The organism is Metabacillus hrfriensis (assembly GCF_030127205.1).
Lineage (GTDB): Bacteria > Bacillota > Bacilli > Bacillales > Bacillaceae > Bacillus_P > Bacillus_P dongyingensis.
This window is the reverse complement of sequence record NZ_CP126116.1, coordinates 3484754-3497041: the sequence shown is the minus strand read 5'-3', so window position 1 is coordinate 3497041 and position 12288 is coordinate 3484754. Positions and strand designations below refer to the sequence as shown.

Below are 12288 nucleotides of genomic sequence, written 5' to 3'. Positions count from 1 at the left end.
CATTGATATTTTCGATAAAATAAATGAATTATATGATCGAAGACGTGAAGTGGAAATGGGCGGCGGAGATGAGCGCATTGAAAAACAGCATGAAAAAGGAAAGCTGACAGCAAGAGAGCGCATCGATCTTCTCATCGATAAAGGAACATTCGTTGAAATGAATCCATTCATAGAGCACCGGTGCAATGACTTTGGTCTGAGCGGGAAAAAAGGACCGGGTGACGGAGTCGTCACAGGCTACGGCAAAGTGCACGGACGACCTGTCTATTTATTTTCACAGGACTTTACGGTTTTTGGAGGAGCCCTTGGAGAGATGCATGCCAAAAAAATTGCTGCGGTCATGGACCTGGCAGCCAAAAGCGGAACTCCGTTCATTGGCCTTAACGACTCCGGAGGTGCTAGAATTCAGGAAGGTGTGGTATCATTAGATGGATATGGGCAGATTTTTTACCGCAATACCATCTACTCGGGCGTAATACCGCAGATTTCGGTTATCCTTGGTCCGTGCGCAGGCGGTGCTGTATATTCTCCTGCGATTACAGACTTTGTCTTTATGGTCGAGAAAACAAGTCAAATGTTTATAACAGGTCCTAAAGTGATTGAAACGGTAACAGGCGAAAAAATCAGTTCCGAAGATTTAGGCGGAGCTAAAGTACATAACACGATCAGCGGAAATGCCCATTTTTCAGGTGAAACAGAAGAAGAGGTGCTTTCTCAAGTCCGGAAATTAATCACCTATTTGCCGCAGAATAATCAGGAGAAAGCGCCGATTTTGCCATTTGATGATGATGCGGATTATCGTCCGAACCTGACAGACTGCATCCCATTTGATGCTCTCAGGCCTTATGATGTCCGAGTGGTTATTCAAGAAGTGGCTGATGCCGATTCTTTTTATGAAGTGCAAAAGGACTTTGCCAAAAATATCGTTGTTGGTTTTGCGAGAATAAAAGGTGAGGTCGTTGGACTCGTCTGCAATCAGCCTAAATACATGGCCGGCGGTCTTGATATTGATTCTTCAGATAAAGCTTCCCGCTTCATCCGGTTTTGTGATTCATTCCAGATTCCGATTATTACGTTTGAAGATGTTACAGGGTTTTTCCCTGGTATTAAGCAGGAACACGGGGGAATCATCAGACACGGAGCAAAGATTTTATATGCCTATTCAGAAGCAACCGTTCCTAAATTGACGGTTATTTTGCGAAAGGCCTACGGCGGAGCATACGTTGCTCTGAACAGCAAATCTATCGGAGCGGATCTTGTTTTTGCATGGCCGAATGCCGAGATTGCCGTGATGGGTCCTCAGGGTGCTGCGAATATCATTTTCGCTAAAGAAATTGAAAACAGCGAAAATCCTGAAGAAACAAGAGCAAATAAAATCGAAGAATACAGAGAGAAGTTCGCAAATCCTTATGTTGCTGCGAGTCAGGGTATGGTTGATGATGTCATTGATCCGCGGGATACAAGAATTAAATTGATTCAGGCACTTGAAATGCTCCGGACAAAGCAAGAGCAAAGACCTGCCAAAAAGCATGGGAACATTCCGCTTTAATACACTTTATGGAGGAATACATATGGTTAATCAAGAACGCTTAGTTAATGAGTTTCTGGAGCTTGTGCAAATTGATTCAGAAACAAAATTCGAAACAGAAATTGCAAAAGTGTTAAAAGAAAAGTTTTCATCACTTGGTGTTCATGTTGTTGAAGATGATACAACGGGTGTTACCGGGCACGGTGCTGGAAATTTAATTTGTACTCTGGAAGCTGTAAAAGACGGAGTAGATCCGATTTATTTTACTTCACATATGGACACTGTTGTTCCTGGAAAAGGCATTAAGCCCTCTATTAAAGATGATTACATCGTAACAGACGGTACGACGATTTTAGGTGCTGATGATAAAACAGGTTTATCCGCGATGCTTGAAGCCGTTCGTGTATTGAAGGAAAATAATATTTCTCATGGAAAAATCGAATTTATTATTACTGCCGGTGAAGAATCAGGCCTTGTAGGAGCGAAAGCCATTGATGGATCTCAGATCACGGCAAAATTCGGATATGCATTAGACAGTGATGGAAAAGTCGGGACAATTATTGTTGCAGCTCCAACACAAGCTAAAGTAAAAGCAACCATTTTTGGCAAGACGGCTCATGCTGGTGTCGCCCCTGAAAAAGGCGTATCTGCGATCACGATTGCTGCAAAAGCAATTGCTAAAATGCCTTTAGGCAGAATTGATCAAGAAACTACAGCTAATATTGGCCGTTTTGAAGGAGGCACGCAAACAAACATTGTTTGCGATCAAGTGAATATCTTGGCTGAAGCGAGATCTTTGGTTTCTGAAAAAATGGAAGCTCAAGTGGCGAAAATGAAAGAAGCTTTTGAGAGCGTTGCTGCTGAAATGGGCGGACGTGCTGAAGTGGATATTGAAGTAATGTACCCAGGCTTTAAATTTGGCGAGGGAGATCATGTTGTAGAGGTCGCTAAAAAAGCGGCAGCAGCAATCGGCCGGACAAGCGAGCTTCAAACAAGCGGCGGAGGCAGCGATGCCAATGTTATTGCCGGGTTTGACATTCCAACTGTGAATTTGGCAGTCGGGTATGAAGATATCCATACAACCAATGAAAAGATGCCGATAGAAGAGCTTGTGAAAACAGCTGAGCTTGTTGTCGCAATCATTGAGGAAGTAGCTAAAGGCGAATAATCCAAAAAGAATGGCAGGCGCAGCGATTGCTCCTGCTGTTTCTTATTTCAGAAAATAGAGGTGTTCAGCATGAAAAAGAGAGAAAAAGCAACTTTTGCCGGAGGATGCTTCTGGTGTATGGTGAAGCCGTTTGACGAGCAGCCTGGGATCATTGAGGTTGTTTCTGGCTATACAGGAGGAACATTAGAAAATCCTTCTTATGAACAAATTAAAACAGGTGAAACAGGCCACCTGGAAGCTGTGGAAATTACATTTGAACCTGAAGTATTTTCATATGAAAGACTGCTCGAGTTATATTGGCCGCAAATTGATCCGACAGATGATGGCGGTCAGTTCTTTGACCGGGGCAGCCAGTACCGCACAGCCATTTTTTATCATACAGAAGAGCAAAAGCTAAGAGCAGAGCAGTCAAAAGCTGCGATTGAAGAGAGCGGGCGCTTTAAAAAGCCGATTGTAACTGAAATCCTGCCGGCAGCTCCTTTTTACCATGCAGAGGAATATCATCAAAAGTTTTATGCGAAAAATCCGGAGAAATATAAGCAAGAAAGAGAAGAATCCGGAAGAGAAGAATTTATAAAGAAAAATTGGAAGAAGTAAAAACGAAGCTCACTGCCTTATAACAAGACAGCGAGCTTTTTTGAAGTTTTTAAATAGTATTTTCGCTTTGTGCCGATAATAGTTTGTCAAAGTGTGCAGCAGGGTACCTTCCTTTCCACGGCCGCCTTTCTTGTTTAAGAGCAGATTAGGGAACTGATTCTTGCCTTCATCATAGGTCCCTTTCAGATTTAAAGGACAGTCGGAAAAAATGAACAGTGCCGCCATTTACCTGATGGCGGCTTTTTTGGATTATATGATAAAATGGAAAGAGAACGATTGTTTGGAAAGAAGATGAATAAGATGAAAGAGCTAAGTGGACCAAGAGTAATTTTACATGTGGACATGAACAGCTTTTATGCATCTGTTGAAATGGCTTTTGAACCCGAACTTAGAGGAAAGCCGCTTGCAATTGCAGGAAACGTTGAAGAACGAAAAGGAATTGTGGTTACTTGCAGTTATGAAGCGAGGGCTAAGGGAGTGAAAACGACCATGCCGCTTTGGCAGGCGAAACGGCATTGTCCTGAACTGATTGTCCGAAAACCAAACTTTGACCGTTACAGAAAAGCCTCTAAAGCCATGTTCGGCCTTTTACGGGAGTTTACACATCTGGTAGAGCCCGTTTCAATTGATGAAGGATATATGGATTTAACGGAGTTTTTAAAGGAGGGTAACCCTCTTCAAATCGCTAAGACCATTCAGGACAGGCTGATGGAAGAGCTTTTGCTGCCGGCAAGCATTGGTGTAGCACCTAATAAATTTCTCGCCAAAATGGCATCCAACATGAAAAAACCCCTCGGCATCACTGTACTCAGAAAGCGGGAGCTGGATAAGACCCTATGGCCCCTTCCTGTAAGCGAAATGCATGGGGTTGGAGAAAAAACGGCCGAGAAATTAAAAACAATTGGTATTCAGACGATAAAAGACCTTGCAGGTGCTGATGCGATCGGATTAAAGCAGCTTCTCGGAATCAACGGCGAGCGCCTGAAAAAAAGAGCAAATGGAATAGATGAAAGAGAGGTAAACCCTGACTCCATCTATGATTTTAAAAGCATTGGAAACTCAACTACTTTATCAAAAGATACGACAGAGGCAAAAATCCTGTATGAAACTCTGAACCGTCTGTCACATTCAGTAAGCAGCAGAATGAAACGAAAGGATGTTCTCGGCACGAAAATCTTTACGACGATTCGTTATTCTGACCGAAGCACATATACTCGAAGTAAGAAACTGAATAACCCAATTGTTGAGACAGAGGATATTCTTACACATGCTAAAGCGCTGTTTGATAAGCACTGGACGGGTGAACCAATCCGGCTTCTTGGCGTAACATGCCAGGATCTCGTTCCGAAAGAAGATGCTTATAAGCAGCTGGATCTTTTTTCTTTTCAGGAGGACGCAAAAAAAGAACCTCTTTACAAAACGATTGAAGATATTAATAGAAAATATGGCGGCAGCATGGTGAAACGCGGGATGAAAGTGGACAAATCAGAAGATGATAAAACAAGCGGCACAAGTTTTAATAAAGATTTTTTAAGGGAATAATTAAGGCGCTTTACTTGATAAAAGCAAGGCTCCTGTGTTATTTTTACATGAAGAATCCATGTAACTGTATACATGAGCTCTGTATATAAAAAATAGATTGAGAAGGGAAGTAACATAATGTCAAAACAGCAAATTGGCGTCATCGGTTTGGCCGTCATGGGCAAAAACCTCGCTCTTAATATAGAAAGCCGCGGATATTCCGTATCGGTTTATAATCGTTCTTCTGATAAAACAGAGGAGATGCTGAAAGAAAACAGCGGTAAAAATCTGGTTGGTACATACAGCATTGAAGAATTTGTTCAGTCACTTGAAACTCCCCGCAAAATTTTACTGATGGTTAAAGCGGGCTTTGCAACAGATGCTACAATTGAACAATTGCTTCCTCATTTAGATAAAGGGGATATTTTAATTGACGGCGGAAACACGCTGTATACTGACACACAGCGCCGCAACAAGGACCTTGCCGAGAGCGGCATACACTTTATCGGCACTGGCGTATCCGGCGGTGAAGAAGGGGCACTTAAAGGGCCATCAATTATGCCTGGCGGCCAAAAAGAAGCATTCGATCTAGTAAAGCCTATTTTCGAAGCGATTTCTGCAAAAGTTGATGGTGATCCATGTACTACATACATCGGTCCTGATGGTGCAGGTCATTATGTGAAAATGGTCCATAACGGAATTGAATACGGCGACATGCAGCTGATTTCAGAAGCTTATTTTATTTTGAAAAATGTTCTTGGTCTATCTGCAGAGGAATTGCATGAAGTATTTGCGGACTGGAATCAAGGCGAACTTGACAGCTATTTAATTGAAATCACTGCAGACATCTTCACTAAAACGGATGAAGAAACAGGAAAGCCGCTTGTTGACGTCATTTTAGATACTGCAGGCCAAAAAGGCACTGGAAAATGGACAAGCAAAAGCGCCCTTGATTTAGGTGTTCCTCTGCCGATTATTACAGAGTCTGTTTTTGCACGATTCATTTCTGCCATGAAGGATGAGCGCGTGAAAGCAAGCAAAATCTTATCAGGACCTGCTGTTTCTCCTTTTGAAGGCGATAAGGCAGAACTGATTGAAGTTGTGCGCAAAGCTCTTTATATGAGTAAAATCTGTTCTTATGCTCAAGGCTTCGCTCAAATGAGAGCAGCTTCAGATGAATACAAGTGGGATCTTCAGTACGGCGATATCGCCATGATTTTTAGAGGCGGCTGCATCATTCGCGCTGCATTCCTGCAAAAAATCAAAGATGCATATGACCGTGATGCAAACCTTGCAAATCTGCTGCTTGATCCATACTTTAAAGAAATTGCAGAAAGCTACCAGGGAGCTCTTCGCAAAGTCTTAACGGTTGCGATTGAACAGGGAGTACCGGTGCCTAGCTTCTCAGCTGCGTTATCATACTATGACAGCTACCGGACAGAAACGCTTCCTGCCAACCTTATTCAGGCACAGCGCGACTATTTTGGAGCTCATACGTATCAGCGTACGGATAAAGAAGGTATCTTCCATACGGAATGGATGTCAAAATAAAAAAAGAAAACACGGTGCCATCTGCGCCGTGTTTTCTTTTTGTTTTCTCCTTATGATATCTGGGTAAAAAAGAAACAGAATGATTGAATGGGGTGAAAACGGATGCTTTATTTACTGGCCATCTTATTGCCGCCTGCAGCGGTGCTTTTTGTCGGAAAACCATTTCAGGCTCTCCTGAATTTAATATTAACTTTGATTTTTTATATTCCGGGAGCCATTCATGCGGTACTGGTTGTAAAAGATGCGAAGGCAGATAAACGAGCAAAAAAATATGGCACTCATTATTAATAGATAGGCCGGGCATGTAAGCGGATGTCCGGTTTTTTCGTGAATTCAAATTGGTTGACGATTTTGGATGGAGCGCGTATATTTCATTAGGTACACGAAATAAAAAGGCGGGATCACATGTCAGCTATCACAACAGAAATACTTATTGAAAAAAAAGAACATGGATTAGCCCACGAAACAAAGATTGTTTTGTTATGGAGCTTAACAGTCTGGCTTGTCGTAATGAACACGACAATGTTCAATGTAGCGCTGCCAAGTGTGTTAAATGACCTGAGCTTATCATCTGGAACAGCATCATGGATTGTATCCGGCTATTCGATTGCCTTTGCAATTTCCACTTTGACATACAGCCGCTTATCTGATTTTATTCCGATTTCAAAGCTGCTTTCTATTGGGTTAATCCTGCTTGGAATCTCGTCCATCATCGGATTTTTCTCAAACAATTTTTATATGCTTTTAACTGCCCGTGTTCTGCAGGCTGCAGGTGCAGGGGCTGTTCCTGGTCTTGCAATGGTTCTTGCAGGGAAATACATTCCTATATCAAGACGGGGAAAAGCAATGTCGCTTATTTCATCAGCTGCCTCTCTTGGTTTTGGTCTAGGCCCTGTTATAGGCGGAGCCATTACACAATATTTAGGCTGGCATTATCTTTTTTTAATTACGGGATTTGTCATCCTGCTTTTGCCGCTCTTTCAAAAACTCTTGCCGAAAGAAGATGCAAAGCAAGTCCACTTTGATTCTTTCGGAGGCTTGCTGACTGGACTTGGCGTTACTGGATTGCTGCTATTTTTATCAACGATTTCCATACCATTGCTTGCCGGCACAATCATTCTATTATTTATTCTCTGGAGACATGTGCATAAAGTCGACATACCGTTTGTCCAGCCGTCGCTTTTGCGTAATCGGCCATACTTGAAATTAGCCGGAGTCGGATTTTCTGCTTTTATTGTTCATTTCTCAACTCTGTTTTTAATGCCGATTATCCTGACAGTCATTTTTGAGAAAGATCCGGCTGCCATTGGAATGATTATCTTCCCGGGAGCTATTCTGTCTGCAGTCGCAGCTCAGTTTATTGGCCGGTTGATCGATAAGTTCGGAAATCTTCCGCTCATCTTTTTTGGGCATGCAGCACTGTTGATTTCAACCGTTATTCTGATCTTTTTCTCAGGCTTCTCACCTTACGCGATTTTAATTGCCTATATGTTTATGAGCACAGGTTTTTCAAGCTTAACATCAAGCATTGCAAATGAGGCAACCCGCATCCTTCCGAAAAAAGAAATTGGAGCGGGTATGGGTATGACACAGCTTGTGCAATTCTTTGGGGGAGCTTTCGGAGTTGCTCTCTCCGGGCTGTTTATTGAATGGCAGCACGGACTTGCACCTAAGCTGATTTATACTAATATTTTTGCAGGGCTAGCGGGACTAATCATATGCTCACTGACCGTTTTTCTTATGTATTATAAGAATAGTAAAAAGGATTTCAACTAAGCAGCCTCTCTGAGAGGAGGCTTTTTTTATTCAAAAATAAAACGCCTGGAATTTCCAGGCGTTTAAACTTTTTATTCTACAATATCTGTAATCGGCCACCAGTGGAAGCCGTCTTTTTCAAGCATTTCATCTGCTGCTTTCGGGCCCATTGAGCCGGAAGCATAGTTAGGAAAGTCTGCTTTTGCTGATTCCCACGCTTTAGAGATGGTATCAACATAGCTCCATGATAATGAAACCTCATCCCAGTGCGTGAAGTTTGTAGCATCTCCGCGCAGGCCATCGTAGATTAATTTTTCATAGGCTTCAGGCGTATTGAACTGATCGACACAATTGCTGCAGTAGTCGAGTTTGATCGGTTTCACATATGATCCGCCGCCTGATTCTTTTGCATTCAAATGAAGGGTAATGCCTTCATCAGGCTGAATATGAATGACGAGCAGGTTTGGATGCTTGCTGTCGACATCTTTGGAATATAGGTTCATCGGCAAATCTCTAAATTGAACAACAATCTTTGTGGATTTTGCCGCCATTCGCTTTCCAGTACGGATGTAGAATGGAACACCTGCCCATCTGAAGTTATCAATCATGACTTTGCCTGCCACGTATGTTTCTGTGTTGGATTCGGTATCCACATTGCTTTCCTCGCGGTAGCCAGGAACCGTTTTTCCTTCAGATTCGCCTTTACCATATTGTCCGCGCACGAAATAATCCGCAACATCTTTTTCCATCATTGGGCGAAGGGCTCGCATGACTTTCACTTTTTCAGAACGGATTTCATCTGTTTCAAGCTTAATCGGCGGCTCCATCGCCAGCAGGGCAACCATCTGCATAAGGTGATTCTGGACCATATCCCGAAGTGCGCCGGAGTTTTCATAGTAACGTCCGCGGTCTTCAACACCCAGCACTTCACTTGAAGTAACCTGGATATTTGAGATATAGCGGTTGTTCCAGACAGACTCAAACAATGCGTTTGAGAAACGGATCACTTCTATATTTTGGACCATTTGCTTTCCTAAGTAATGATCAATCCGGTAAATTTGATCTTCAGAAAAAGCTTCGCGGATTTCATCATTTAATTCCTGTGCTGAAGGCAGATTATGTCCAAACGGTTTTTCGATTACAAGTCGGCTCCAGCCCTCTGTTGCAGTTAATCCCTCTTTTTTAAGATTGCGTGCAATCGTTCCGAAGAATTCGGGTGCCATGGCCATGTAGAACATCCGGTTTCCCGGGATTTGATACTTGCTGTCCATATCGGACAGGATGCTTTTTAACTCTAAGTATGAAGATGGATTTGTCACATCAAACGGATGATAATAAAAGTGTGATGAGAATTCTTCAAGCTCTGATGATTGCTTAATAGATGATTGAATCGATTCACTGACATTTGAGCGGAATTCCTCATTAGTCCACGGTCTTCTGCCTACACCGACAACTGCGAAGTCAGCATCGATTTTCTTGCTGCGGTACAGACGGTAGATGGAGGGGAAAAGCTTGCGTTTTGCAAGGTCTCCTGTTGCTCCGAATATTACGATAACTGCTTTTGGTTTTTGTTCCGTATTCATGTATTGAACCTCACTTTATATCAGCCGGATTTATTAAAAAGTATGTAACCTGTTCAAGTACTTAATTTTAATGCTAAAAATGAAGTAAATCAAACATTTAAGTTTATTTTCATACATAAGTAGTATGAACCAATTAATTAGAATCCATAAATCGGAAAAAAAGATAAAAGATGAAATGAAAATTAATAAAAAGTTCAAATAAACCTGTCGAAGGAAAGCTCCTTGTTTGATGTTAATCGAAATCTGCATTAACCAGCTTTTCGCATTAATTCAGGCGTTCTATTCTTTTAAAAGGATCGGTTGTCCAGGTTTCGCAGGGAACGGCTGATTTAGAGACCATGGCATCAAGTACACGGGGAACTAAGTGATCCCGGCTAATATAGTGTTTGATCGTTTCTTCCTCCAGTTCAAAAAAAGCCGCTTCCATGATTTCATCGGGCTGTTTTTCAAGTTTCCCGCTCTGCAGCTCAGCATGAAACACGATGTTTAAAATGCTGCCTGTCGCATTGAAATAAACTCCGCTTATGCCTGTTGGCTGAATAATAAACCCTGTTTCCTCATGAATCTCGCGGCAGAGGGCCTGCTCGAGCGGCTCGCCTTCTTCAACCTGGCCTCCTGGAAGCTCCCATGTGTCTTTTCGGTGGAATGTTTTCACAAGCAGCACTTCATTGTTTTTATTTGTAATGAATGCCGATACAGCCACGATATGTTTTGGAGTTTTCATAGAATCCCCTTTCTTCAAGTTATTTATATTCTTCTAAACCATTTAAATCCCTTTTCATTCTTCATATTTTCCGGGAAGTCATGTATTCTAATAGATAAGAAAATCGGACGAGGTGAAGCAATTTTGGATCTGCTGTTTTTAGGAACGGGTGCGGGAATGCCCGCAAAAGCAAGAAATGTCAGCTCAATCGCCCTGCGTCTTTTAGAGGAACGCAAAGCCGTCTGGCTGTTTGACTGCGGGGAGGCAACGCAGCATCAAATTTTATATACTTCAATAAAACCGAGGAAAATTGAAAAAATCTTTATAACACATATGCATGGCGATCATATATTCGGATTGCCGGGTTTTTTGGGGAGCCGTTCTTTTCAGGGCGGGGAAGAGCCTCTGACGATTTATGGTCCGGCCGGAATTAAAGAATATGTTCAGTCATCTCTTCAGCTTAGTTTTACACATTTAAAATATCCGCTTGAAATCGTTGAAATTGATGAAGGTCTTGTTTTTGAAGATGAGCAATTTACTGTTGAAGCGAAGAAACTGGAACACGGGGTTCCTTCATACGGGTACCGGATTACTGAAAAGGATGCTCCGGGCATGCTCCTTGTGGACAAGTTAAAAGAGGCAGGAGTAGGACCGGGGCCTGTTTATAAAAAATTAAAAGATGGCGAAACCGTTCAATTAGATGACGGCAGAGTGTTATCTGGCGCTGACTTTCTTGGAGCCCCTAAAAAAGGAAGAGTAGTGGCATTATTAGGAGATACGAGAACATGTCCGCAAATTCTGGATCTTGCACGAAACGCAGACATGCTTGTCCATGAGGCGACGTTCGGTGAGGAAGATGAACTGCTTGCATACCAGTATTTTCATTCCTCGACAACCCAGGCTGCAGCGGCTGCTTTAGAGGCAAACGCAAAAAAACTGGTTCTTACTCATATTAGTGCCCGTTATCAGGAAGACGATAAGGACACACTGTTAAGTGAAGCAGCCTCAATTTTTCCTGACACATCGGTTGCGGAGGATTTTTCATGTTTTGAAGTCGAGAGAGCAAATGACTAAAATCATATATGCTGTTCGGCATTGTCAGGCGAAGGGTCAGGCATTTGAAGATGAGCTTACAGATGAAGGGCTTATCCAGGCTTTAGGTCTTGTTGAGTTTTTTAAAGGACTTGAAGTTGACATAATCATCTCAAGTCCTTTTCTCCGTGCCATTCAAACGGCAGCTCCGCTTGCCGAAAAGAAAAATCTTGAACTGCGTCTTGATGAGCGCTTATCCGAAAGAGTGATGAGCGGAAAGAACATGGAGGATTGGAAAGACAGGCTTAAGGATACATTTGACGATCTGTCTCTTGCCTTTGAAGGCGGCGAGTCTAACCAATCGGGCTTAGAGCGGATTTGTTCTCTTCTGGCCGAGATTACTGCTGCAAAAGAAAATCATACAGTACTCGTCAGTCATGGAAATTTAACAACCCTGCTGCTCAGATCTTTTGATAATTCGTTCGGATATGATCACTTGATGAGCATGTCGAATCCCGATGTGTTTAAAATTATTCTCAAGCACGATGGGAAAGCGGACATTCAGAGAATATGGAGTTGACAAAGTAGATAGAACCGGCTAAAATGATATTATCAAATCGTAACTATTACGTTTTATGATTTAGTAGGAGGAAATATGACATGAGAGTAAACGTAACCCTGCAATGCACTGAGACTGGTGACCGCAATTATATAACAAAAAAGAACAAACGAAACAATCCAGACCGCCTGGAATTGAAAAAATATTCACCCAGACTTAAAAAAGTAACCCTGCACCGCGAAACAAAATAATGATTTTAGGGAGGAACGGCATCAGATTTTGATGAAGTTC

The 12288-nt window shown here is 42.3% G+C and carries 12 protein-coding genes; 10 read left to right on the top strand and 2 right to left on the bottom strand.

The window, feature by feature from the left end; translation table 11 throughout:
- Window position 1: 1 nt before the first annotated feature.
- From QLQ22_RS17310 to QLQ22_RS17280, 7 genes are all read left to right on the top strand, one after another.
- Entirely contained in the window at window positions 2-1549 is a 1548-nt protein-coding gene (locus QLQ22_RS17310; protein WP_223443534.1) for an acyl-CoA carboxylase subunit beta, read from the top strand.
- A 22-nt stretch (window positions 1550-1571) separates the two neighbouring features.
- Complete coding sequence (locus tag QLQ22_RS17305) at window positions 1572-2696, top strand: M20/M25/M40 family metallo-hydrolase (protein ID WP_223436540.1); 1125 nt, start codon at window positions 1572-1574, stop codon at window positions 2694-2696.
- 69 nt (window positions 2697-2765) lie between these two features.
- The gene (msrA, locus tag QLQ22_RS17300; protein ID WP_284015260.1) at window positions 2766-3293 is read left to right on the top strand and encodes a peptide-methionine (S)-S-oxide reductase MsrA; all 528 of its coding nucleotides are present in this window, start codon (window positions 2766-2768) and stop codon (window positions 3291-3293) included.
- 300 nt (window positions 3294-3593) lie between these two features.
- Window positions 3594-4835, top strand: a complete 1242-nt coding sequence (locus QLQ22_RS17295; RefSeq protein ID WP_284015259.1) for a DNA polymerase IV — start codon at window positions 3594-3596, stop codon at window positions 4833-4835.
- 117 nt (window positions 4836-4952) lie between these two features.
- Window positions 4953-6365 (top strand): NADP-dependent phosphogluconate dehydrogenase, encoded by a 1413-nt coding sequence (gndA, locus tag QLQ22_RS17290; RefSeq protein WP_284015258.1) that lies wholly within the window; start codon window positions 4953-4955, stop codon window positions 6363-6365.
- A 102-nt stretch (window positions 6366-6467) separates the two neighbouring features.
- Entirely contained in the window at window positions 6468-6653 is a 186-nt protein-coding gene (locus QLQ22_RS17285) for a YqaE/Pmp3 family membrane protein (RefSeq protein WP_223436532.1), read from the top strand.
- 117 nt (window positions 6654-6770) lie between these two features.
- On the top strand, window positions 6771-8141 hold the full coding sequence (locus QLQ22_RS17280) for an MFS transporter (protein ID WP_284015257.1): 1371 nt from the start codon (window positions 6771-6773) through the stop codon (window positions 8139-8141).
- Window positions 8142-8212: 71 nt separating this feature from the next.
- Here the strand turns inward: QLQ22_RS17280 and zwf are convergent, their stop codons facing one another.
- Window positions 8213-9703 carry a glucose-6-phosphate dehydrogenase gene (zwf, locus tag QLQ22_RS17275; protein ID WP_223436528.1) on the bottom strand — a complete coding sequence of 497 codons (1491 nt, stop codon included), beginning with the start codon at window positions 9701-9703 and terminating at the stop codon, window positions 8213-8215.
- Window positions 9704-9968: 265 nt separating this feature from the next.
- Window positions 9969-10427 (bottom strand): NUDIX hydrolase, encoded by a 459-nt coding sequence (locus QLQ22_RS17270; RefSeq protein ID WP_223436526.1) that lies wholly within the window; start codon window positions 10425-10427, stop codon window positions 9969-9971.
- A 123-nt stretch (window positions 10428-10550) separates the two neighbouring features.
- Between QLQ22_RS17270 and rnz the strand changes: the two genes are divergently transcribed.
- The 3 genes from rnz (at window position 10551) to rpmG (ending at window position 12248) form a co-directional block, all read left to right on the top strand.
- Window positions 10551-11480 (top strand): ribonuclease Z, encoded by a 930-nt coding sequence (rnz, locus tag QLQ22_RS17265; protein ID WP_223436524.1) that lies wholly within the window; start codon window positions 10551-10553, stop codon window positions 11478-11480.
- Window positions 11473-12018 carry a histidine phosphatase family protein gene (locus tag QLQ22_RS17260; RefSeq protein ID WP_284015256.1) on the top strand — a complete coding sequence of 182 codons (546 nt, stop codon included), beginning with the start codon at window positions 11473-11475 and terminating at the stop codon, window positions 12016-12018. Before rnz ends, QLQ22_RS17260 begins: the two co-directional genes overlap by 8 nt.
- Before the next feature lie 80 nt (window positions 12019-12098).
- Window positions 12099-12248, top strand: a complete 150-nt coding sequence (gene rpmG / locus QLQ22_RS17255; protein ID WP_070876717.1) for a 50S ribosomal protein L33 — start codon at window positions 12099-12101, stop codon at window positions 12246-12248.
- Window positions 12249-12288 lie beyond the last annotated feature (40 nt).